At 71.3% G+C, this 23,269-nt stretch carries 19 protein-coding genes and 1 tRNA gene; 10 read left to right on the top strand and 10 right to left on the bottom strand.

Annotation, left to right across the window (positions count from 1 at the left end):
* The first annotated feature begins 160 nt into the window (after positions 1-160).
* A complete protein-coding gene (locus tag ABD879_RS09585) occupies positions 161-1,645 on the top strand; it encodes an SCO6880 family protein (protein ID WP_345019568.1) in 1,485 nt (494 codons plus the stop codon).
* The gene (locus ABD879_RS09580) at positions 1,642-3,243 is read left to right on the top strand and encodes an ATP/GTP-binding protein (protein WP_345019566.1); all 1,602 of its coding nucleotides are present in this window, start codon (positions 1,642-1,644) and stop codon (positions 3,241-3,243) included. Before ABD879_RS09585 ends, ABD879_RS09580 begins: the two co-directional genes overlap by 4 nt.
* A 97-nt stretch (positions 3,244-3,340) precedes the next feature.
* Here the strand turns inward: ABD879_RS09580 and ABD879_RS09575 are convergent, their stop codons facing one another.
* The gene (locus tag ABD879_RS09575; protein WP_345019564.1) at positions 3,341-4,906 is read right to left on the bottom strand and encodes a class I tRNA ligase family protein; all 1,566 of its coding nucleotides are present in this window, start codon (positions 4,904-4,906) and stop codon (positions 3,341-3,343) included.
* 822 nt (positions 4,907-5,728) lie between these two features.
* Here ABD879_RS09575 and ABD879_RS09570 point away from each other — a divergent pair.
* Together ABD879_RS09570 and ABD879_RS09565 are read left to right on the top strand one after the other, a co-directional pair.
* Entirely contained in the window at positions 5,729-6,169 is a 441-nt protein-coding gene (locus ABD879_RS09570) for a PASTA domain-containing protein (protein ID WP_345019562.1), read from the top strand.
* Positions 6,170-6,251: 82 nt separating this feature from the next.
* Positions 6,252-7,442 (top strand): helix-turn-helix domain-containing protein, encoded by a 1,191-nt coding sequence (locus ABD879_RS09565; protein ID WP_345019560.1) that lies wholly within the window; start codon positions 6,252-6,254, stop codon positions 7,440-7,442.
* 162 nt (positions 7,443-7,604) lie between these two features.
* Here ABD879_RS09565 and ABD879_RS09560 read toward each other — a convergent pair whose 3' ends face one another.
* Entirely contained in the window at positions 7,605-7,841 is a 237-nt protein-coding gene (locus ABD879_RS09560) for a GntR family transcriptional regulator (protein ID WP_345019578.1), read from the bottom strand.
* Between the two features lie 473 nt (positions 7,842-8,314).
* Between ABD879_RS09560 and ABD879_RS09555 the strand changes: the two genes are divergently transcribed.
* The 3 genes from ABD879_RS09555 (at position 8,315) to ABD879_RS09545 (ending at position 11,194) form a co-directional block, all read left to right on the top strand.
* Positions 8,315-8,611 carry a hypothetical protein gene (locus tag ABD879_RS09555; RefSeq protein WP_345019558.1) on the top strand — a complete coding sequence of 99 codons (297 nt, stop codon included), beginning with the start codon at positions 8,315-8,317 and terminating at the stop codon, positions 8,609-8,611.
* The gene (locus ABD879_RS09550; protein WP_345019556.1) at positions 8,608-8,970 is read left to right on the top strand and encodes a hypothetical protein; all 363 of its coding nucleotides are present in this window, start codon (positions 8,608-8,610) and stop codon (positions 8,968-8,970) included. The genes ABD879_RS09555 and ABD879_RS09550 overlap by 4 nt, the downstream gene beginning before the upstream one ends.
* Before the next feature lie 817 nt (positions 8,971-9,787).
* Entirely contained in the window at positions 9,788-11,194 is a 1,407-nt protein-coding gene (locus ABD879_RS09545; RefSeq protein ID WP_345019554.1) for a tyrosine-type recombinase/integrase, read from the top strand.
* An 86-nt stretch (positions 11,195-11,280) separates the two neighbouring features.
* Here ABD879_RS09545 and ABD879_RS09540 read toward each other — a convergent pair.
* Positions 11,281-11,373 (bottom strand) — tRNA-Ser (locus ABD879_RS09540).
* Between the two features lie 177 nt (positions 11,374-11,550).
* On the opposite strand from ABD879_RS09540, the gene ABD879_RS09535 reads away from it, so the two are divergent.
* On the top strand, positions 11,551-11,721 hold the full coding sequence (locus ABD879_RS09535; protein WP_345019552.1) for a hypothetical protein: 171 nt from the start codon (positions 11,551-11,553) through the stop codon (positions 11,719-11,721).
* Positions 11,722-13,342: 1,621 nt separating this feature from the next.
* Positions 13,343-13,711, top strand: coding sequence for a group I truncated hemoglobin (locus ABD879_RS09530; protein WP_345019550.1), 369 nt, complete (start codon positions 13,343-13,345; stop codon positions 13,709-13,711).
* 46 nt (positions 13,712-13,757) lie between these two features.
* On the opposite strand, the gene ABD879_RS09525 is transcribed toward ABD879_RS09530, so the two are convergent.
* From ABD879_RS09525 to ABD879_RS09515, 3 genes are all read right to left on the bottom strand, one after another.
* Positions 13,758-16,136: an ATP-binding cassette domain-containing protein gene (locus ABD879_RS09525; protein ID WP_345019547.1), complete on the bottom strand. Its 2,379-nt coding sequence runs from the start codon at positions 16,134-16,136 to the stop codon at positions 13,758-13,760.
* An 85-nt stretch (positions 16,137-16,221) separates the two neighbouring features.
* Positions 16,222-16,539 (bottom strand): winged helix-turn-helix transcriptional regulator, encoded by a 318-nt coding sequence (locus tag ABD879_RS09520; RefSeq protein ID WP_345019545.1) that lies wholly within the window; start codon positions 16,537-16,539, stop codon positions 16,222-16,224.
* An 88-nt stretch (positions 16,540-16,627) separates the two neighbouring features.
* Positions 16,628-17,533: an alpha/beta fold hydrolase gene (locus ABD879_RS09515; RefSeq protein ID WP_345019543.1), complete on the bottom strand. Its 906-nt coding sequence runs from the start codon at positions 17,531-17,533 to the stop codon at positions 16,628-16,630.
* A 234-nt stretch (positions 17,534-17,767) separates the two neighbouring features.
* On the opposite strand from ABD879_RS09515, the gene ABD879_RS09510 reads away from it, so the two are divergent.
* Complete coding sequence (locus ABD879_RS09510; RefSeq protein WP_345019541.1) at positions 17,768-18,916, top strand: sensor histidine kinase; 1,149 nt, start codon at positions 17,768-17,770, stop codon at positions 18,914-18,916.
* A gap of 421 nt (positions 18,917-19,337) precedes the next feature.
* Here ABD879_RS09510 and ABD879_RS09505 read toward each other — a convergent pair whose 3' ends face one another.
* The 4 genes from ABD879_RS09505 to ABD879_RS09490 form a co-directional block, all read right to left on the bottom strand.
* Positions 19,338-19,976, bottom strand: a complete 639-nt coding sequence (locus ABD879_RS09505; RefSeq protein WP_345019539.1) for a class I SAM-dependent methyltransferase — start codon at positions 19,974-19,976, stop codon at positions 19,338-19,340.
* A 109-nt stretch (positions 19,977-20,085) separates the two neighbouring features.
* Positions 20,086-20,514: a TspO/MBR family protein gene (locus ABD879_RS09500; RefSeq protein WP_345019537.1), complete on the bottom strand. Its 429-nt coding sequence runs from the start codon at positions 20,512-20,514 to the stop codon at positions 20,086-20,088.
* 1,212 nt (positions 20,515-21,726) lie between these two features.
* On the bottom strand, positions 21,727-22,059 hold the full coding sequence (locus ABD879_RS09495; protein ID WP_345019535.1) for a cupin domain-containing protein: 333 nt from the start codon (positions 22,057-22,059) through the stop codon (positions 21,727-21,729).
* A gap of 60 nt (positions 22,060-22,119) precedes the next feature.
* On the bottom strand, positions 22,120-23,265 hold the full coding sequence (locus ABD879_RS09490) for an RNA polymerase sigma factor (RefSeq protein WP_345019576.1): 1,146 nt from the start codon (positions 23,263-23,265) through the stop codon (positions 22,120-22,122).
* Positions 23,266-23,269: the final 4 nt, after the last annotated feature.

Here is a 23,269-nt window from a genome sequence, read left to right as displayed (position 1 = left end):
GCCGGCGGCGCGGCAAGCGGGGCCGCGGCCGGTGCCGCAGGAGGCCCGGCCGGTGCGGCCGCAGGAGCGGCGGCGGGCGCCGCCAAGGCGGCCGCCGACAAGGCCGCCGACACGGCACGCAACGCGGCGAACAACGCGGCCGACGAGGGAGATGGTCCGAGTGGCAGCAGATAACCGAGTGGAGCGCACCTACGGCAACTGGCGCAAACCCGTCTCACCCGGCATCGGCCGGCTCGGGATGCTCGGCACCGGCATCCTCATGCTCGGCCTGGTGACCATCGCCCTGTCGGCGATGGTGTCGCTGTGGGCCGCGGTGATCGCGGCAGTGGTCCTGGGCGTCGTGATGCTGCCCCTGGTGGTCCAGGACCGGCACGGCCGCACGGCCCTGCAGGCCGCCACCGCGCGGATCGCCTGGTGGCGCGGGCGTTCCCGGGGCTGGCACCTGTACCGGTCCGGGCCGCTGGGCATCACCGTGCGCGGCGGCCACCGCCTGCCGGGGCTGATGGCCGCGTCCCGGCTGGTGGAGGCGCAGGACTCCTACGGCCGCCCGTTCGCGATGGTCATGATCCCCTCGACCGGCCACTACACCGCGGTGTTCGAGTGCGCCGCCGACGGGGCGGCCCTGGTCGACCAGGACCAGATCGACACGTGGGTCGCCTACTGGGGGCAGTGGCTGGCCTCGCTGGCGTTCGAGCCGAGCCTGGTCGCCGCCAGCGTGACCATCGAGACGGCGCCCGACCTGGGCTACCGGCTCCAGCGGGAGGTCGAGGGCAACGTCGACCCGAACGCCCCGGAGCTGGCCCGGCAGACCCTGGAGGAGATCACCCGGACCTACCCGGCCGGCAGCGCCCAGGTCTCCACCAGGGTCGCGGTCACCTACTCGGCCGCGCCGCGGCCGGGCGCCAAGCGCCGCACCATGGAGGAGATGGCCCGCGAGATCGGCACCCGCATCCCCGGGCTCACCGCGAACCTGGCGATGACCGGCGCCGGAACCGCCCGTCCGATGACCGCGACGGAGCTGGCCAAGGCCGTGCGGGTGGCCTACGACCCGGACGCGCAGTCGCTGCTGGAGACCCTCGGCGACGAGGAGATCAGCTGGGACGACGCCGGTCCCGTCGCGGCGCAGGAGTACTGGGACCGGTACGTCCACGACTCGGGCGTCTCGGTCACCTGGGGCATGTCGGAGGCGCCGCGCGGGGAGGTGCTGTCCAACGTGCTGACCGGGCTGGTGTCCCCGCACCGGGACATCGCCCGCAAGCGCGTCACGCTCCTGTACCGGCCGTACGATCCGGGCGCGGCGGCCAAGATCGTGGAGCGGGACCGCAAGGACGCCCGGTTCCGCATCTCCGGCGCCCAGACCGCCGCGCGGGACGCGGTCGCCGTCGCGGCGGCGGACCAGTCCGCCCGCGAGGAGGCCAAGGGAGCCGGGCTGGTGCGGTTCGCGATGCTGGTCACCGCCACGGTGCGGTCGGTGGAGGAGCTGTCGCTGGCGACCGCGGCGATCGACACGCTCGCGCCGCCCGCCCGGGTGCAGCTGCGGCGCATGTACGGGTCGCAGGCGTCGGCGTTCGCGGCGGCCCTGCCCCTCGGCATCGTGCTGCCCGACCACCTCCAGGTTCCTGCGATGGTGCGGGAGGCGATGTGAGCACCTCCACCGATCCGCTCGCCCACCCGGCCGCGGGCATCGGACCGGCGGCCGGCGACGAGAACCTCAAGAAGAACAAGAAGGGCAAGAAGAAGGCGAAGAAGAACAAGGAGGACCACGCGTCCGAGCAGAGGTCCCCCGCGGCGCCCCGGCCCGGCATGCGCGGCTTCGCCGGGCGGGGCGGCGGCCGCGCCGGGTACGTGGAGGCACCGCCGGAGTGGCGCGGCACCACCGTCCAGGTGTGCGGCCTGTGGCCGTTCGGCGCCGGGTCGGGCACGCCCATGGTGGGGGTGCCGCTCGGCCGGGAGCTGATGGGCGGGACCACGCTGTGCTGCGACCCGATCTCCTGGTTCCAGCGCGCGGGGCTGATCCACAACCCCTCCGTGCTGGTGCTGGGCAAGCCGGGCCTGGGCAAGTCCACGCTGATCCGGCGCATGGTGGTGGGGCTGACCGGCTACGGCGTGTTCCCCATGGTGCTCGGCGACCTCAAGCCCGACTACGTCGATCTGATCCGCGCGCTGGGCGGGCAGATCATCAAGCTCGGCCGCGGGCTGGGCTCGCTGAACGTGCTCGACCCGGGGGAGACGGCCGCCGCCGCGGCCAAGCTGTCCGGCGACGCGCGCGCCAAGCTGGCGGCCGACGCGCACGGCCGGCGGCTGAACATGGTCGCCGCGCTGGTGACGGTCCTGCGCGGCACGCCCATCGCCGACACCGAGCGCACCATCCTGAACGCCGCGCTGCGAGTGCTGGACGAACGGCACAAGGGCGTGCCGATCCTGCCGGACCTGATCAAGGTGATCGACGAGGGGCCGGAGCGGCTGCGCAGCGTCACCCTGGCGCGCGGCAGCGAGGAGCGCTACCGCAAGGCCGTGGACCCGCTGCACGCCTCACTGCTCGGCCTGCTGGACGGGCCGATGGGGGAGACGTTCGCCCACCACACCACCACCCCGATCAGGCTGGACTCCCCCGGCGGCGTGTGCATCGACATCAGCGGGATCGACGACGCCGACGCCGAACTCCAGGCTGCCGTGCTGCTGGCGTGCTGGTCGGACGGGTTCGGCGCGGTGGAGGCCTCCCATGCCCTGGCCGACCAGGGCATGGGCCCCCAGCGGCACTTCTTCGTCGTCCTCGACGAGCTGTGGCGGGTGCTGCGCGCCGGACGGGGCCTGGTGGACCGGGTGGACGCGCTCACCCGCCTCAACCGCCAGCGCGGGCTCGGCCAGGCGATGATCACGCACACCATGGCCGACCTGCTGGCGCTGCCGGACCCCGCCGACCAGCTCAAGGCCAAGGGTTTCGCCGAACGCGCGGGCATGGTCATCTGCGGCGGCCTGCCGCAGGCGGAGATGCCCATGGTCAACGAGGTGGTCCGGCTGTCCACCGCCGAGCAGAACATGATCGTGGACTGGTCGACGCCGCCCTCCTGGGACCCGACGCTGAACCGGGACGGCGAGCCGCCCGGCCGAGGCAAGTTCCTGGTCAAGGTCGGCGGCCGTCCGGGCATCCCGTTCAAGGTCGAACTGACCGCCGCGGAGCGGGAGGTCAACGACACCAACAAGCGCTGGGCGCACTCCACCACCAAGCCCAAGCGCCTGTGACCCGTGCCCGGCCCCACCGGTCGGAAACGGCCCGCCCCGCCGTCTCACGTGGGACGGCGGGGCGGGCCGTCTTCTGCAGTGGTCCGCGTGCGGCCGCTCAGTCCTCCAGTTCCATCCGGGGGAAGATCGGCTCCGGCTTCACCATCGTGCGGCCCGGCAGGCCCTCCAGCCATTCAGCCGGGTCGCCCAGGCGGCGGCCCTCCTCGCCGATCGTCGCCAGGATCTTCTCCGCCGACCCGGGCAGGAACGGCAGCAGCAGCAGGCCCACCTGGCGGATGGCGCCGGTGAGGTGCAGGAAGACGGTGTCCATACGGGCGTCGGCCGCCTTGTCGCCCGCCTTCGCCGCCTTGGCCAGGTGCCAGGGCGCGTTGCCGTCGACGTAGGAGTTGGACGCGCGGATCAGGTCGCCGACGTGGGCCAGCGCCTCGCGGTGGTCGTAGCGGCCCATCGCCGCCACGACGCCCTCGACGCTCTCGGCCACCTGCCGGGCGAGCTGCTCGTCCAGGTCGGTGCGCTCGCCCGCGGCCTGCGGGATCGTCCCCTTCCGGTACCGGCCGATCATGCTGGCCACCCGGCTGACCAGGTTGCCCAGGCCGTTGGCGAGGTCGGTGGTGTAGCGCTGGACGAGCCGTTCCTCGTTGAAGTCGCCGTCCTCGAAGGGCGAGATGTCGGCGAGCAGGGCGTAGCGCACCGCGTCCAGTCCGTACTTGCCGACCACCGCCACGGGGTCGACGACGTTGCCCAGCGACTTGCTGAGCTTGCGCCCGTTGGCGGTGATGTATCCGTGGACGACCGTCTTGGTGGGCAGCGGCAGCCCGGCCGACATGAGCATCGCCGGCCAGTAGACCGCGTGGAACCGCGTGACGCCCTTGCCGAGGATGTGGACGCGGGATTCGGCCTCCGCCCAGTAGCGCCGGTACTTCTCGTCGCCGTCGGCCCAGCCCAGGGCGGTGATGTAGTTGGTGAGCGCGTCGATCCAGACGTAGATCACCTGGCTGGGGTCGCCGGGCACCGGAATGCCCCAGCCGCGGGCGCGCTCGGTGGAGCGGGAGACGCTGATGTCCTCCAGCCCCGCCTCGACGAAGCTGACGACCTCGTTGTAACGGCTGGTCGGCACGATCTGCAGCGCACCGGACTTATAGGCGTCCAGCAACTGGTTCTGGTAGCGGGAAAGCCGGAAGAAGTAATTCTCCTCGCTGACCAGCTCCGGCGGCACCAGGTGCTCGGGGCACTTTCCGTCCACCAGTTCCGCCGGCGTGTAGAACTGCTCGCAGCCGACGCAGTAAAGCCCTTCGTAGGTCTTCTTGTAGATGTCGCCGTTGGCGGCGATCAGCTCCCACACGCGGGACGCCCCCGCGATGTGCCGCGGGTCGACACTGGTGCGGATGAAGTCGTCCTGGCTCATCCCCAGCTGCTCGGTGAGCTGCTCGAAGTAGACGACGTTCCGGTCCACCAGCTCGCGGGTGGAGATGCCCTCCGCCTCCGCGGCGATGACGTTTTTCAGGCTGTTCTCGTCGGAGCCCGTCAGGAAGAAGACATCGCCTCCCTGGAGGCGTTGGAACCGCGCGAAGCAATCCGCCTGAACGTACTCCAGCGCATGCCCGAGATGAGGCCGCGCATTGACGTATGGGATCGTGGTCGAGATGAAGCTGCCGTTGCTCACATCGCCCTCATCATTGTTCGCGGTTCGCCTGTCCGCCGGCGCGTCCGTGCGTCAGTCTATCCGTCCTGTTCAGGCCCCTGCGGAGGGACGACCGGCCATCCCGTGCGGGTCACGCGACAGCGACCGGCGAGGCCACTGAACAGGCAGTCGTTGTGGGGATCCACTCCTCGTCCGTCACCCATGGGTACCGCCGGCCGTGGTGGCCGCGGTGGTGCGGGACGCGGATCCGGTCCGCCGCAAGACGCCGGGTGAGCACCAGTTCTCAATCCCGCCAGTGTATCGGGATGCGGTCGTCCACCCCACCGGATTTCACCGAGAGTGAGCATTTGCTCGCACTACGCGTCCATCCGACCGCACCCGCCGGGGCGGGCACCGTACGTGGCGGAGGCTGTGGGATTCGAACCCACGGAGCCGGGGCTACCGACTCAACGGTTTTCAAGACCGTCTCATCTGTGCGGGCGGGTGCGAGTGGAGATCATCCCGCGCGGTTCCCGCAGGTAGTTGTGCGGATGGGTGGAACGCCGCGCGAGCGGGTGGCGTGCCGCGTGGTCACTTCGTGGTCACTTCGCCGGGCCCTCACGATGCCCGCCTGGAACGCTCTGTCGCCCGGGCTGGCGCCCGCTACCGGGCGCGGCGCATGGCTCGTCTGGCGTGGCGGAGAGCGATGGCCGGATGGTGACACCAGCGTGGCCGTCGTGAACGGCCGTTCGTTCCCCGGCGTCACACGAGCGACTTCCCCAACACCTCGGAGACGCCATGTACGGACCGCCACCCGGCCCACCCCCAATGCAGCCGCGCGCCTGCGGCGTTCACGGTGCCATCGTGTTCCTGCTGTGCGTGGTGTGCGCTGTCGGCGGCCTGGCGGTGGGCTGCGTCGGAGGCATGGGGCTCGCCAGCGCGCCCGACCCCACGTCGAGCCCGAAGGCCGTCGCCGCATCCGAGACGTCGACCAGCGAGGCGCCCGCGTCCACCGAGCCGAGCACGTCGCCCAGCGACTCGCCGCCCCCCACGCCGTCCAAGTCGTCCCCGTCGCCCACCCCGAAGATCCGGGTGCCGAACGTGGTCGGCAAGAACCACCAGGAGGCGCAGGACATCATGCAGCGCGCCGGCCTGTGGGGGCTGGCCGAGGAGGACGCCACCGGGCAGGGCCGCATGCTGGTGTTCGACCGCAACTGGCAGGTCGTCCGCCAGTCCCCGAAGGCCGGAACGATGGTGTCGCCGGACGAGACCATCACGCTGTACAGCAAGAAGATCGGCGAGTAACCGAAGGAAACAGGACCCCCTGACGCGCGCAGGCCCCGCGCCGTAGCCTGAAGGTGTCGAGGCTTCAGGAGGTGCAGGGCCTATGCCCGAAACTAGCACGATCCGTGAGAATCTGAAGCGCCTGCGCGTCGAGCGCGGCCTCAGCCAGGAGGGACTGGCAGAGAAGTCAGGGCTCAGCAAAGCCACCATCGCCAAACTCGAACAAGGCCGCCGACAGGGTGAACGCACCACGACGTTGATGCGGCTGGCGAATGCGCTCGACGTCGAGCTGGGCGAGCTAGTCGGCAAGCGGGAGCGGCTCGGTGAGGACCGCGACGGCGCGAGCGTCCTCGCCGTCCGCGACGCGATCCTCTCGCCGTCCCTCCTGCCAGGGCTCCCCGGCCTGGACGCCGAGGACCACGGCGACCCCACGCCCCTCCCAGACCTCACCGCAGCAGTGACAACCGCTTGGGAGGCGTACTGGGCTGGCGAGTTCGGCAAGGTGGCTGCGGCGGTGCCCGGCCTGATCACTGAGGCGAGGCTGACCCACCGTTCACTCGGCCCGGCCGCCGCGGCGCCACTCGCACAGGCGTACCAGCTCGGCGCCTGCCTCATGGTGCACTTCGGACGGGACGACCTGGCCGCCATCGGCGCCGAACGCGGCATCGTCGCGGCCGCCGAAGGCGACGACGAATGGCAGTGGGCCACCGTGCAGGGCACGTACGCGTGGGTGCTTCACCACCAGGCGCGGCTGGCCGAGGCCGAGGATCTGGCAATGCGAGTCGCCGAGCAGATCGAGCCGAGCTTCAGCGCGCCGGACGAGCACCTCGCCGCGTGGGGCAACCTCCTGATGACAGCGCTCGCTCCGGCGTGCGCCGCTGGCAAGGACCCGAAGGACTACGTCTCCAAGGCTGCGGCCGCAGCCGAGCGGATCGGGCATCGAGTCGACGTCTACCAAACCGGGTTCGGGCCAGCCACGGTTGCCATGCAGGCCGTGCACGCGTACGCCGTGCTGAAGAAACCTGGGCAGGCTCTGAAGGCGGCCAAGAACGTCCGGGTGGGGAACCTGCGCGGCATCTCCCGTGCCCGCCATCTCCTCGACGTCGCGCGGGCTCACGTCGACGCGGGGCAGCCTCGTGCCGCTGAGACAACGCTGGCGGAGGCGAGGGCCATGTCGAGAGTGTGGTTCAGGCACCAAGGGTTGGCGCGTACGTTGGCGGCGGAGGTGCGGGAGATCCAGACTCGGCCGTCGCCGGTGATTCGGGCTATGTGCCGCGATCTCGGCATTGAGTAGGACGCAGCGTCCTACCTGGCGCCCGAAGCTCAGCCGTAGGTAGGACACAACGTCCGAGCGTGGCCGGACACGGCCACGGAGAGTAGGACAGTGCGTCCGTTGCGCAATCCGTGAGTAGGCGGAACTCTGTGACGCGTGACACAAACACCGGCGAGCGGCAGGTCAATCGCCACGCTCGGCACGCTCGGCGACATAGGAGCCCTTGCCTCGCGTCGTGACGATCAGCCCCTCATCGCGCAACGCCGCGATGGCCTTGCGGATGGTGCCGCGAGCCAGCCCGGTGTCCCTTTCAAGCTCATGCTCGCTGGGGATCAGCTCACCAGGTGCCAGGGTCCGGATCCTCTCGCGCAGGAGGGCGGCGAGCTGGGCCCACTTCGGCGTCGGCCCATCGGTGATCATCACTTGCCAGACCATAGAAGGGTATGGCTGGCTACAGATAGACATGCATGTCCATGGACAAGCATGTACAAGTGCATGGACGTCGCGGCCCCGAGCGAACCGTTGGCATGCGGGGTCAACGGGGCCGCGACCCAGGGGGGACGTCTCGCGGCCGGTGCGCGGCAGCCTGGCGCACCGGCCGCAGGACCCGATGACGCCGCACAGCTGCCTGCCCGGATCATCGTGCGGGGGGCCGCCCCCGTGGAGACCGACTGGCGGGGGTTGTGCGGCCTGATCGTCCGGGTCGGTCACCCGGACATGCCGCGCGCCTCTCATCCCCCGGGTGTGCGCGGCACGCGGGTTGTCTCGCACTGTGATGCGCTGCCCGCACCCACCGCACGGCCCCCCGACAACACCCCCACACGAAACGACCCCGGGCCGCTGCGCCATCAGCGGGGAGTCCCGGGGCCTCGCCGGACAACGGAGGTCCGACTATGCACGATCGTACGGATATCCCCGACTCGTACGACCCTCTCGCCGCGCTCGGTCGGCAGTTGGCCATGCGCGGGTTGACGGTCACCCGCATGCTGCACGTCGAGGACGCGACCGGTGTCTCGCTGACGATCACCTGTCGGCCGAGGGCAGAGGACGGCGGCCGCCTGTGGTTCTTCACCGAGGCGGGCGAGCCGATCGGCGAGGCCGACGGCGAGCACGAGGCCGACGCGGTCCTGCACATCCTCGGCCGCCTCGCCCAGCGGGCGGAGCGCCGTGCCGAAGAGGCCGCACGGTGACCCCGCCAGCAGAGCCCGCCGGGCCGGTGCGGTGGGACACCGCCGCCATCACCGCCCACTTGCAGCGCCTGTACCGCGTGCCGGTGTGGTGGGACGACCGCCACGCGGCATGGATGGCGGTGGTGCTGCGGCCGACCGGTCACCCGGTCGGTGACGAGGTGGTCGCGGCGGCCACGCCCGCCGAGCTCGGCCGGCGCCTGGCCGCCGCCGGGGTGCAGCCGGTCACCCGGCAGCAGGCCGCCGAGCCCGAGCCGGTGCGTGTGCGGCGTCCGGTGTACGGGCGGCACGAGGCGCCCCGGCCGCCCTGGTGGCGGCGCCTCGCCGGCGCCTTCGTCCAGCTCGACGACGACGAATGGTGAGCCGGGGGCGGCCGCGCCGTGGCACCCCGCCCCGCGTCCCGGCGCCGTCGTCCCCTCCCACGCCGCGCCCCCGTGGAGGACGGGCCCGGGGCTGCGGCAACTCGGCGGCGGCGCGGCCTGCCGATATGTCATCCCCGCCGCGCCGCCGCCCCCAGACCGCCGCGCCCCCGGCACGCTCCGGGGGGAGCCCTCCCCGGGGGCGCGGCACCCAGACGGCGGGGCGGCATCCTGGTGTTCCTGTCCGTCGTCGGCACGGACCAGACCTGCCACTGACGCACAGCGAAACCGCCCCGCCCTCCGAGGAGGGACGGGGCGGTTTCGTTTGGGCCACCCCCGCTCGCGCGGGGACTATGCGCCGCCAGTGCCGCGACGGGCTGATCTGCCCACCGCAGTCGGGCCACCCCCGCTCGCGCGGGGACTATGCGCCGCCAGCTCGTGCGGCAGCAGCGGGATCGGAACATCCCCGCGTGCGCGGGGCCGACCCGATCCCGGGGGTCGGGTTCGCCGTCGCCAGCGGAACATCCCCGCGTGCGCGGGGCCGACCTGGCCGAGTACCTCGACCTCGAACCCAAGACCGGAACATCCCCGCGTGCGCGGGGCCGACGAACGCGACCTTGCCGACCGGCGCGGACAAGTCGGAACATCCCCGCGTGCGCGGGGCCGACGGGCTGTCGCCTGGGGGTAGGGCTCATCCGGTCGGAACATCCCCGCGTGCGCGGGGCCGACACGCGCGAGCTGTGCGTGCTCGGACTGGACGTGCCCCTACCGCTCGACATCGACATCCGGGTGCTCTGCCCCTGACCAGACGAGGAACCGAATGAAAGGCACCACCTACAAACGCTGCAACTGCCGGGACCCCGAGACCGGGAAGTACTACAACCAGAAGTGCCCTCAGCTGTCCAGCCGGCGGCACGGATCTTGGATGTTCGACGTCCGCATCGACATCACCAGCCGTGACGGCCACCGTCTCAAGCGCGCCGGGTACGACACGCAGACGGATGCCAAAAGCGCGCTCGACCACGTCAACGACCTGATCAAGCTCGCCAAAGACGACGGCAAGTTGCGCCGACGCATCGGTGACCTGATCGTCGAGAAGTCCAAGCGCGGCGGTGAGCTGCCCACCGTCGAGGACGTGCGTCGCAAGCTCGGTGCGGGTATCGAGATCGACGCGCCGAGCATGACGCTTGCGGCGTGGCTGGAGGACTGGCTGGCCGGGAAGCGCACGCTGAAGGCATCCGCCAGGCTCGCCTACCGCAAGCACATGGACCACTGGCTGATCCCGCACCTCGGTGAGATCCCGCTCGACAAGTTGCGGGCCGAGCACATCGGCGGCCTGTTCGACCTGATCGAGGAGTTCAACGCCGAGATCGTCCAGGCGCGGAAGGAGAAGCGGAAGCCGCGCCTGCCGGGCGACACGCGGAAGGTCAAGAAGATCACGGGCCCAGCCACCCAGCACCGGATCTTCGCGACCCTCCGCAACGCGCTGAACGTCGCCGTCAAGCGCCGCCACATCGACTACAACCCCTGCATGAGCGTCGAGTTGCCGCCGGAGAAGCGGCCGCCGGCGCGCGTCTGGTCACCCGAGCAGGTCGTCACGTTCCTGGAGAAGACCGCCGATGATCGGCTCGGCCTGCTGTACCGGATCATCCTGCTGCGCGGCCTCCGCCGGGGGGAGGCATGCGGCCTGCGGAACGAGGACGTGCTGCCCGAGGGTGAGGGCAATCCCTACCTGCGGGTCGAGCAGGAGATCCTGCAGCTGCACGGGAAGCTCCACTTCGACACCCCCAAGACCAAGGCGGGGGAGCGGATCGTGGCCCTCGACTCCGAGACCGTGAAGCTGATCCCCGCGCACCGGGACCGGCAGCGACGCGAGCGCCTCGCCAACGCCGAGGTCTACCAGGATCACGGTCTCTTCTTCTGCCGCGAGGACGGGACCCCGCTGTCACCGGACTGGGTGTCGCAGTACTTCAAGATCCTCGCCCGCCGGGCCGGGCTGCCTCCGATCAAGCTGCACGAGGCGCGGCACACCGCAGCGACGTTGATGCTGGAGGCGGGCGTCGACATCAAGATCGTGTCCGACGGGCACGGCCATTCGACGACGCGGATCACGCAGGACCTGTATCAGCACGTGCGCCTGGCGGTGCACCAGGACGCGGCGGAGAAGGTACTGCAGCTGCTTCCTGCCGATAGTGACCAGGAGAGTGATCAGGAGACGGGCTCTTGACGCCGTGGTCACTTTCTGGTCACTACCAGAGATCTTGGTCGCGCCCCCGGCGTCCAGACTGGGCGCTGGGGGCGCGTCCCCGCAGGTGGCGGAGGCTGTGGGATTCGAACCCACGGAGCCGGGGCTGCCGACTCAACGGTTTTCAAGACCGTCGCACTCGTCCACTATGCGAAGCCTCCAGTGAGCAGCCCCCACGATAGCGCCAAGCCCGAGGTGAGTTCACAGGCTTTGCGGGCGCGGCGGTGCCGTGGGAGCGGCGGCGCCGGCGCAGGTCGGACGCGCTGGGGCCCGAGGGAGCCAGACCGTTCGGGTCATTCACCCTGAATCACATCGAAATCCTCCGTATCCTCGTCCGCATGTCGCAGACACCCAACGATCCGGCAGGGTCTACGCAGCAGTTCCAGAACTTCCAGCAGCAGGCGCAGCCGGAAAAGGCGGCCCGGGTGAACGTCGGCCTCATCGCCGGCATCGTCGCCGTCGCGGCCCTCGTCGCGATCATCGCGATCGCCATCGGGATGACGATGTGAGACCGGGACGACCCGCCGTCCACGCGCCGGTGGCCGTGGAACCCCGCCGGCGGGCCGCTCAGCCCCCAAGCACTCCCTCTGACCTGCCCGGGCCCATGCCGCCCCTCGGCCGCCGAGACCTCTCAACTGACAGAGGGCGACGCCCCGCGTCCTTCATGCCGACCTCCTGCGGCAGTCACCCGCACTGATCCGGCACCGCGCACACCCCCCACAGCACCCCCACCCCGCCCACTGACCGGCACGCTCGCCGAAGCACAGCAGCGATGACACGTGCCCGCAGCAGACACCCCGGCTACCCACACCCAAGATCAACCATGGCGCAACGCCACAACCACCAGACACGGCCCCAGGGCGCAGTCACCCGCACTGAAACGGCACATGCACCACGCACGGCGACCACACCTCCGCCTCACCCGCCGACCAGCACACTCGCCAAATAACAGCAGCCATGCCACAGGCCCGCAGCAGGCAGCAGACACCCCGACTGCCACCACCCAAGATCAACCACAGCCGAACACCACAACCACCGGACACAGCCCCAACGCGCATTCACCCCCACTAATGCGGCACGCGCGCACCAGCACCCCCGCCCCGCCCACTGATCGCAGCCCCAGCGATGGCGGCGAAACCACGAGCCCACTGCAAGCAGGAGACGACCCGGCTGCCCACACCCAAGTTCCACCATGGCGCAACGCCACGACCACCGGACACAGCCCCAACGCGCATTCACCCCCACTAATGCGGCACGCGCGCACCAGCACCCCCGCCCCGCCCACTGATCGCAGCCCCAGCGATGGCGGCGAAACCACGAGCCCACTGCAAGCAGGAGACGACCCGGCTGCCCACACCCAAGTTCCACCATGGCGCAACGCCACGACCACCGGACACGGCCCCAGGCGCGGTGAACCGTAGTGATGCGACGTGTGCGCACCCCAGCGGCGACTGCACCTCGGTTCACCAAGACCACGCGCGCCCGGCCTCGCCTCCACGTGGCACGACAGACCGGACATCTTGCGGAAACGGCAGTGCAGACGAGCCCGTTCATCAAGCGACCAAGCCCACAGCGCCGGGCAGGCGAGCCGCTTGTGAACCGCGAAGACAATGGTGCGTCCCCGGTGGCGACACACCTCGAGTCACCGGGCCCGCGTCTCGGCGCCTTGACCACAAACGCGGGAGCGCCGGGGTCGAGTGGAAGGAGCCCGGCGCTCCGCGCTGAACATCGCCGCAACTACCAGCGGCGATCCGAGCGAGGCGGTCGGCGTCCGGGTCGGCGGACGCCCTCCACCGCCACGGTTCAGATTCGCCACGCCCTTGGGATGCCCAGCGACAAAGCCCCCAAATGCCACTCAACGCCGTCTTTATCGAGAATCACCCGTATTCCGGCAGACGCCCCTCGATCGTTGCCGTCGGCGGGCGGCGCGGCACCCCGGCCATGCCGCCGCCGCACCCCGGTTCGCGGCGATCCGCCCGGTCGGTCCGCTGACGTGCCGGTATCACAACGGGAGGTGACCGGCTGTGCGGTTGTTGTGACGGCGCCGTCCAGAGACGGGAACCGCCGCGAAACCTCGCCGTCTTACGGTCGGCCGCGAGAACCCCGGATCAGACAGACGGGAGGCCGGTCTTGAGCATCTACGACTCGATCGGTGGTGCGGCGGCCGTGGCGGCGGCGGTGGACGACTTCTACGCCCGGCTGCTGGCCGATCCCAACCTCGCCCCCTTCTTCGCCGACACGGATCTGGCCCGCCTGAAGTCCCACCAGCGGTCGTTCATCGCCGCCGCCATCGGCGGATCGGAGATCTACAAGGGCCGCGACATGGCCGCCGCGCACGCGGGCCTGAACATCTCCGACAAGGACTTCGACGCCGTCGTCGGCCACCTGGTCGAGACGCTGCGCGGGCTGGGCGTCCCCGAGGACATCGTCGGCGAGATCGGCGCGAAGGTCGCACCGCTGCGCGCCGACATCGTCGGCGTCGAGGAGAAGGCCGGCTGACCGCGCTCCGGCGGGCCGTTCCGCCGAAGCGCGGCCGAAGACCCGCTCAGGCGCCGACGTACGCCGCGAGGTGCTCGCCGGTGAGGGTGGAGCGGTCGGCGACGAGCTGTGCGGGGGTGCCCTGGAAGACGATCCGGCCGCCGTCGTGACCGGCGCCGGGGCCGAGGTCGATGATCCAGTCGGCGTGCGCCATGACCGCCTGGTGGTGCGCGACCACGATGACGGACCTGCCCGCGTCCACCAGCCGGTCGAGCAGGCCGAGCAGCTTTTCGATGTCGGCCAGGTGCAGGCCGGTGGTGGGCTCGTCCAGCACGAAGACGCCGCCCTCGTCGCCCAGGTGCATGGCGAGCTTCAGCCGCTGCCGCTCGCCGCCCGACAGCGTCGTCAGCGGCTGGCCGAGGCCGAGGTAGCCGAGCCCGACGTCCACCAGCCGGCGGAGGATGGCGTGCGCGGCGGGAATGCGCGCCTCGCCCGCGCCGAAGAACTCCTCGGCCTCGGCGACCGGCATCGCCAGCACCTCGCTGATGTTCCGGCCGCCGAGGCGGTACTCCAGCACCGATGCCTGGAACCGCCTGCCCTCGCACTCCTCGCAGGTGGTCGAGACGCCGTGCATGATGCCGAGGTCGGTGTAGACGACGCCGACGCCGTTGCAGGTGGGGCAGGCGCCCTCGGAGTTGGCGCTGAACAGCGCCGGCTTGACGCCGTTGGCCTTGGCGAACGCCTTGCGGATCGGGTCCAGCAGCCCGGTGTAGGTGGCCGGGTTGCTGCGGCGCGAGCCGCGGATCGGCGACTGGTCGACCGACACCACGCCGGCGTCCGCGGGCATGGAGCCGTGGACGAGCGAGCTCTTGCCGGACCCGGCGACGCCGGTGACGACGACGAGCACCCCGAGCGGGATGTCGACGTCGACGTCGCGCAGGTTGTTGGTGTTCGCCCCGCGGATCGCGATCTTGCCGGTCGGCGTGCGCACCCGGTCCTTGAGCACGGCCCGGTCGTCCAGGTGCCGGCCGGTGAGGGTGCCGCTGCGGCGCAGCCCGTCGACCGAGCCCTCGAAGCAGACGGCGCCGCCGTGGGTGCCGGCGCCGGGGCCGAGGTCGACGACGTGGTCGGCGATCGCGATCGTCTCCGGCTTGTGCTCCACGACGAGCACGGTGTTGCCCTTGTCGCGCAGCTGCAGCAGCAGGTCGTTCATGCGCTGGATGTCGTGCGGGTGCAGGCCGACGGTGGGCTCGTCGAACACGTAGGTGACGTCGGTGAGCGCGGAGCCGAGGTGGCGGACCATCTTGACGCGCTGCGCCTCGCCGCCCGACAGCGTGCCGGTCGGGCGGTTCAGCGACAGGTAGCCCAGGCCGATCTCCACGAACTTGTCGAGGGTGTGCTGCAGTGTGGTCAGCAGCGGCCGCACCGACGGCTCGTCCAGCTCCCGCACCCACTCGGCCAGGTCGCTGACCTGCATCGCGCACAGGTCGGCGATGTTGGCGCCCTTGATCTTCGATGACCGGGCGGGCGCGCTCAGCCGGGTGCCGTCGCACTCCGGGCAGACGGCGAAGGTGGCGACCCGGTCCACGAACGCCCGGATGTGCGGCCGCAGCGACTCGCGGTCCTTGGCCAGGAACGACCTTCTGACCTGGACCACCAGGCCCTCGTAGGTCAGGTTGACGCCGCCGATCTTGATCTTGGTCGGCTCCCGGTAGAGGAAGTCGTGCAGCTCCTGCTCGGTGTAGTCGCGGATCGGCTTGTCCGGGTCGAAGTACCCCGACTCGGTGTAGAAGCGCACCGACCAGCCGCCGACCTTGAAGCCGGGCACGGTGATGGCGCCCTCGTTGAGCGACTTGTCCGCGTCGTACAGCTGGGTGACGTCGATGTCGGAGACCGTCCCCCGCCCTTCGCACTCGGGGCACATGCCGCCGGTCCGGGTGAAGGTCACCTTCTCGGTCTTCTTGCCGCCGCGCTCGACGGTGACCGCGCCGGCCGCCCGGACCGACGGGACGTTGAAGGAGAACGCCTGGGGCGAGCCGATGTGCGGCTCCCCCAGGCGGCTGAACAGGATGCGCAGCAGCGCGTTGGCGTCGGTGAGGGTGCCGACGGTGGAGCGCGGGTCGCCGCCCGGCCGCTCCTGGTCGACGATGATCGCGGTGGTCAGCCCGTCGAGGACGTCGACGTCCGGCCGCGCCATCGTGGGCATGAAGCCCTGGACGAACGCGCTGTAGGTCTCGTTGATCATCCGCTGCGACTCGGCGGCGATCGTGGAGAACACCAGCGAGCTCTTGCCCGAGCCGGAGACCCCGGTGAACACCGTCAGCCGGCGTTTGGGGATCTCGATGCTGACGTCCTTCAGGTTGTTCTCGCGCGCGCCGTGCACGCGGATCATGTCGTGGCCGTCGGCGACGTGCGCCGGGCGGCTCCCGTGAGCGGCGGTCTCCATGGCGTTCACGCTAGGCGACGTCCGGGCGCGGCCGCTTCCCCGGACCACGGCCGGCCGGATCGGCGCCGCACCGCCGCCCGGCGGGTCAGCGCGCCAGGACGCGGCGGGCGATCGCGTCGCGTTCGGCGGCCTCCCGCGCGGCGGCCTCCTTCTCGGCCGCGATGCGCCGGTCGTAGGCGTCGCGGGCCTCGGCGATCTGCTGCCGGTGCTCCTCGGTCCAGGTGACCAGGGGGCGGATGGTGGCGTGCAGGGTCTGCCCCATCGGGGTGAGGGCGTAGTCGACGCGGGGCGGGACGGTGGCGTGCACCGTGCGGCTGACCAGGCCGTCGCGTTCCAGGCAGCGCAGCCCGCAGTTCCACGTGCTGCGCCTGGAGCCGTGGCGCGTCCAGGTGGTCCGCGGCACCGACCCGCACCGCCGCATCTGGCAGGCATCCTGATTCAGCGGAAGCGGCCGGTGGAGGGGCGCCCCTCCACCGGCCGCTTCCGCCTGGTCACCAGCGCTTGGCCTGGCGCGCGACCTGGGCGGTGACGCGCTCGATGGCGCGGACGGCGACACGGGGCTGGTCGAGGTAGATGTAGTGCTCGCTCTCCGCGGCCGTGCTCAGCCTGCCGCGGCTGGACAGCGCGAGCCACTTGCGCTGGCCCGCGGCCCATGCCCGCTCCAGGCGCGGCCCGTACTCGGGGATGGCCGCGAGGTACGGCTTGCCATGCTGTATCACCTCGACCGGGATCCGTCCGGCGGAACGCACCCTTCCGTCGGTGATGACGAGCCGCTCAGGGTTCTGCCCCTGGAACACCGCGAGGTTCTGGGCGCGCAGCTCGGCCGCCGGCCCCGTGGCGGACTCGGGGATCGCCTTCTCGATGTCGCTGAGCATCGTCGGCGAGGTGGCGTCCATCAGGACCAGGCCCTTGACCCTGTCCCGGTGGTCGGGGGCGTACCTGGCGGCGATCAGCCCGCCCAGCGAGTGCCCGGCCAGCACGACCGGACGGTCGCCGGCGACCCGGTCGAGCACCCCGGTCAAGACCTTGCCGGTGCTGGAGAAGGTCTGCGGGCCGCCCGGCTGGTCGCTCGCGCCCTCGCCGAGCCGGTCGTAGGAGCAGACCCGGTTCTTCCTGCTCAGGGTCTTCTGGAGGGCGGCCATCTTGTCCAGCCCGTCCCCCATGCCGGGCATCAGGACGATGACCGGCTTGCCCTTCGCCGGGACGCCCGAGCAGGACACGTTCACCGCCCGGCCGCCGACATCGATCCTCTTGGTGCCGAAGATCGGCTGGGCCTGCCGCGCCGTGGAGGCGAGCGGGGCCTGGTCCGCCAAGGCGCTGCCGCCGCCGACCAGCCCCGTCCCGAGCACGGTGCCGCACAGCGCGACCGCAACGGATGCCTTGATCTTGCCGAGCATGTTCTCCTCCAGAACCGGCGCCGAGCCGAATCACGCGGCGCTGTGACGGAAAGGGCGGCCGGGTGCCGCGGCCATGACCGAAACGCTAAGGAATCGGCCGCCCGGGAATCGTCACCGCCGGGTGGACATTCGCCCGTAGCTCGCACGGGGGACAACGCCGCCGCGGGCCGGGCCGATCGGACCGCTATTCGACTTTTGCTCCATCGCGGCCGGTATGACCGCTACCCTCTCCCAGTGATCGCCCTACGGAAGGTCCGGGATGCTTGGCGGCGGTGCGACGTCACCGTACGTGACCTTCCGCTCGCACTGCTGCTGGCCGTCACATCGCTGCTGCCGGCGTTCGACGGCTACGAGACGCAGGTCGGCGACCTGCCGCCCCGCCCCCTCGACGCGCTGGCCTACGGGGTGCTCGCCCTGGAGTGCTTCCCGCTCGCCGTGCGGCGGCGGTGGCCGGCCGTCTGCCTCTACCTGGTGTCGTTCGCCTTCATCGTCGCCGAGCTGCGCCGTTACCACCTGGTCGCGGGCACCGCGCTGCCGTTCGCGTTGATGAGCGCGGGCGCCCATCTGGAACGCCGCCGCCGCCTCACCGTGATCGGGCTGTCGGCGGCGTATGCGCTGATGGCCGTCGCGCTCGACCGGCTCGGCTCGACCGAGGGGCCGGCAGGGTTCGTGATGTTCTACCTGGCGCTGGCGGGTATGTGGGGCGCCGGGGCCTGGTGGCGTTCCGCGCGGCTGGCCGAGGCCGAACGCCGCCGCCGCGTCGCCGAGGCCACCCGCGCGGCCGAACGCGCCCGCATCGCCCGTGAACTGCACGACGTGGTGAGCCACCATGTGACGGCGATGGTGGTGCAGGCCGAGGCGGCCCGGTACCTGACCGCCGCGCCCGACCGTTTCGACGAGACCCTGCGCTCTGTGACCGATGCCGGGCGGCGCGCCATCACCGACCTGCGGCACCTGCTGGACGTGCTCAACCCCGACCACCAGGGCACCGGCGCCAAGGCGCCGTCTGTCGAGGATCTGCATGAGCTGGTGGAGCAGACGCGCCGGGCGGGGCAGCCGGTGGAGTTCGCCTTGGAGGGCACCCCTGCTCAGCCGGGCGGCAATGCCGAGCTTGTGGCTTTTCGGGTGGTGCAGGAGGCTTTGACGAACGCCCTCAAGTACGCCCACGGCAGCCGCACGGCGGTCGGCGTGCGCCATGGCGAGAAGGAGATCACCGTGGAGGTCAGCACCGACGGCACCGGCTCGCGCGCCGCGTCCCCCGGCGGGAGCGGGCGGGGCCTGGCCGGGCTCCGGGAGCGCATCGACGCGCTGGGCGGCGACTTCACCGCGGCCCCGCGACCCGACGGCGGCTTCGTCGTCCACGCCCGCATCCCCAGGGATTAGCCGCCGGCGAACGCCCCGCACCCCGGCTACCGCCATCGGCCAGAACGGAAGGTGAGCACCTGCCCGCACAGAGCGCTCACCGGGCATGACCACGCCCGCGAACACCCTGGATGCAGAACGCCACCGCCCTGCCCGAGGCATCGGTGAAGACCACGGCCAAACACCCCGCCGCCGCGGCCAAGCGTCCGCCGCCTCCCCGGCTCCGTGGCACCGCCGATCCGAGCGGACCGGGACGGCGGCCGCCCGTCTCCGATACGACCACCCCGCCGACGCCAACCGGCACAAGCGGTAGCACAACCGGGCCGTGTGCTGCGAACCCACCACACACGCCACAGATCGCCGTCGGCGATGACGGGTAGCGGAATGTTCGCAGCTGACCGCGTCGCCCCCTGCACCGTCCTCGTTCAGCACACGGCACGGTCTACTGGGTCCGCATCAGCAGGCGGCCATGGCGGAACCGCTCCGTCTCGTGGGGCTCGCGCAGCACACGGCCGACTTCGGTGAAGCCCGCCCGGCGTGCCAGCGCGGCCAGGTCGCCCACCGGCCACCGGTAGGCCGGCGTCACCTTGTGGTCGAAGACCGTCACCGGGTCGCCCTCTGATTCGAAGAAGGCGAGCAGGAGGTGACCGCCCGGCGCCAGGACCCGCCGGAACTCGCTGAAGTACCGCGGCAGCTCCTGCGGCGGCGTGTGGATCACCGAGTACCAGGACACGATGCCGGCCAACTCCCCGTCGGCCAGGTCCAGGGCGTCCATCGAACCGACGTCGAAGCGCAGACCGGGATACGCCTTGCGGGCGAGGTCGATCATCACCGGCGACAGGTCGGTACCGAAGACGTCCAACCCCAGGTTCTGCAGATGCGCCGTCACGTGTCCGGGACCGCACCCGAGCTCGGCGACGCGCCCGCCGCCGGCGTTCCGTACCAGCTCGGCGAACACGGCGAGCGAGGCCCGGTCCAGCGGCTGGTCGTCGAGCGCGTCCCGGAAGAGCTCGGAGTAGAGGGCGGCGACGGCGTCGTAGGCGTCCGCCGTCGCCCGGAGATGGGAATCGGCTTCGGTCACGGCCGACGATCCTAAGTCGAGCGGGGGGGCGACATCCCCAACGGCGGCCAGGAGACCGGGAGCACCCGGCTGCTGGACGCCTGCCCGGCGGAGCGGCCGGCGCCCCTGCTCAATGGTTGCGAACGGCGATGTCGGTGTTCAGTGCCGTGGCGAACAGGCACCAGGCCGCGTAGGGAATCAAGGTGGCGGCCGCCGCGGTGTCAATGCTCACGATGCGTTTGAGCAGGTCGGCGTTGCTGGCGTCCAGCAGTACCGTGCCCACGGCGCCGGCTTTCGGGCTGCGTCGCGTGAAGAACAGGTGATTCCAAGCAAGGTTGAGGGCCAGGTTGACGCCCAAACTGCAGGCAAGGACCCGGCGCCGTCGGCCCGTGGCCTTCAGCAGGGCGCGGCCGGTGGCCCAGGCGAGTGAGGCGTAGAGCGGCGTCCACACCGCACCGAAAGCCCAGGACGGCGGCTGCCACCGGGGTTTGGCCAACGACCGGTACCACCGGCTGTCGGCGTCGACCGCGGCCGCCCCCATCACGGCGGTCGCCGTCACCGCCGCCGTCGTTGCTCCGTACGTCGCCCATCGCGTGGCGGCCGTCGGGTGAACTCGCTGTCCAGCAGGTCTCATAGGAACTGCCTTCCCCACCATGCCCGACACGAACGGCGCCGGCCCCCACCGCCCACGCGGCCCCACCCCGCAAAGGCGGACGGCGCGGCCGCTCGTTGCCCTGCCGTCCGTTTGCACGAGTCCCGGGTCAGAGGCGATTCCAGTCGACGGACATGGCCACTCGTGCTGGCGACTCGAATAGGCAGCGGGGCCGCGCGCCGCCGCGAGGCGGCACAGGCGGCAACGTCGGGCGCAGCACCTTGGCCGCAACCGAGCGCCGTGCGTCCTGGCGGCGCCGCCCCGAGGAGGCCCTACCCATCCCACAAGGCCCGGGCGGCAGAACGGCGCGGCGGCCTGCGCCCCACCACACTCGCAGGCGGCCGGGAGACACCTGCAACAACAGAAAGGCGGACACCAAAACCCAGGCGACGCGAACGGTGCCGCCAGGCGTCAAACCCACTGCCGTGGCAAGAATCCCAACAGGTGCGAGAAGCCCTCCATAAGACGGCACTGCCAGAGCTCCAGCTGAACGACCCCCGACCGCTTCGACCAGCCGCACGCAGAGTGCGGAACGAAAGCGGTCACATGCGCCAAGCGCAAGCGATCGGCGACCAACGCGCCCCCGGACACACACAACCAGGCAAGCTCTGCCCATCAAAGACGGCCAGGAGGCACATTCAACGACACCAAAACCCAGGCGACGCGAACGGTGCCGCCAAACGCGTCCTCAGACGCAGACGTCAACCCACCAAGGCCGATGGAGGCGCCCCAGCCCCGCCGCCGTCCATAACGAGCGCCCCAGAAGATGGAAGGGCCCCTGCATGAGATGGCACTACTGGAGCTGAGCTGACGGCCTCGAGCGCTTCGCCCAGCCACACGCAGGGCGCGGCATGAAGGCGGTCACGTGCTTAGTGCGCAAGCGGTCGGCGACCGACACATCCCCAGACGCGCATGGCCAGCAAGCCCTACCTACTGAAGACGACCCAAAGGCACATTCAGCGGGCACCCAAAACTCGGGCGACGCGAATGGTGTCGCCAAACGCGTCCTCAGACGCAGACGTCAACCCACCAAGGCCGATGGAGGCACCCCAGCCCCGCCGCCGTGGTCGTCCTCAGAGCGTCCGGCCGGTGCAGGTGACGGCGCCGGAACCGCGGTCGTCAGGACGCCATGGTGACCGACAGCAGCACGGCGGCGTCTTCGACGGCCTCCAGGCTGTGCCGGGCGGACGGCACGATCAGCAGATCGCCGCTCATGCCCTCCCACGTGGTGTCGCCGCTGTGCAGCCGCACCCGCCCTCGCAGCACGACGAGCGTCGCCTCGCCCGGGTTCTCGTGCTCGGCCAGCGAAGCACCGGCGCGCAGCGCGATGAGGGTCTGGCGCAAGGTGTGCTCGTGGCCGCCGTAGACGGTCTCGGCGCTGCGTCCGGCCCGGGCCGCCGTCGCACGTTCCATGAGCTTGCGGACCCGGGCGTCGAGGGAGATCTTCTGCATGAGGTCGCCTGCCTTTCTCTGAGAAGCGCACACCGATGCGGCGCGTCAAAGACCTTCAGGTCAGCGTCGCAAGCGGGCGTTGAGCCGGGCGGCCTGGCGCGTCAGGTGGTCGCGTTCGGCGAGGTCGGGGGCCTTCCGGGCCGCCTCGGCGTACAGCCGTGCCGCCGTCGCCAGGTCGCCGTCGCGCTCGTGGAGGTAGGCCGCCGCCGCGGTGTGGCGGGGCAGGGAGCCGTCCAGCCGCGCGAGTTCCGCCAGCCCGGCGCGCGGTCCGTCCGCCTCGCCGACGGCCACCGCGCGGTTGAGCCGGACGATCGGGCTGTCGGTCAGGCGCACGAGCTCGTCATACCACTCGACGATCTGCACCCAGTCGGTCTCCTCGGCGGTGGGCGCGTCGGCGTGCAGCGCGGCGATGGCGGCCTGGGCCTGGTACTCGCCCAGCCGGTCGCGGGCGAGGGCCGCCTGCAGGATCTCCACGCCCTCGGCGATCAACCGGGTGTCCCACCGGCTGCGGTCCTGCTCGGCGAGCGGCACCAGGCCGCCGTCCGGCGCGGTCCGGGCGGAGCGCCGGGCGTGGTGGAGCAGCATGAGGGCGAGCAGCCCCGCCACCTCCGGATGGTCGATCGCGGCCGCGAGCCGCCGGGTGAGCCGGATCGCCTCGGCGGCGAGATCGACGTCGCCGGAGTAGCCCTCGTTGAAGACCAGATAGAGGACGCGCAGCACGGTGCCGACGTCGCCGGGCCGGTCGAACCGCACGCCGGACACGGTGCGCTTGGCCCGGCTGATGCGCTGCGCCATGGTCGCCTCGGGCACCAGGTAGGCCCGGGCGATCTGGCGGGTGGTGAGCCCGCCGACGGCACGCAGCGTGAGCGCCACCGCGGACGACGGCGTCAGCGACGGATGCGCGCATAGGAAGTAGAGCTGGAGCGTGTCGTCCACCGCACGCGCGGGCCCGGGGGTCGGCTCCGCGTTGACGAGGTCCTCGCGCCGGCGCCGGGAGGCGTCCGCCCGGGTCGCGTCGCGGAACCGGTTCCACGCCACGGCGACCAGCCAGCCCTTGGGGTCCCGCGGCGGATCGACCGGCCAGACGCGCACCGCCTCGACCAACGCGTCCTGCACGGCGTCCTCGGCCGCCGCGAAGTCGGCTCCGCGACGGACGAGGATCGCGATGACGGTCGGCGTGAGGCTCCGGAGCAGGGCCTCGTCCAGCTGC

It is taken from the genome of Actinomadura keratinilytica (assembly GCF_039539665.1).
Taxonomy (GTDB): Bacteria; Actinomycetota; Actinomycetes; order Streptosporangiales; family Streptosporangiaceae; genus Spirillospora; species Spirillospora keratinilytica.
This window is presented reverse-complemented; position numbering and strand designations above follow the sequence as displayed.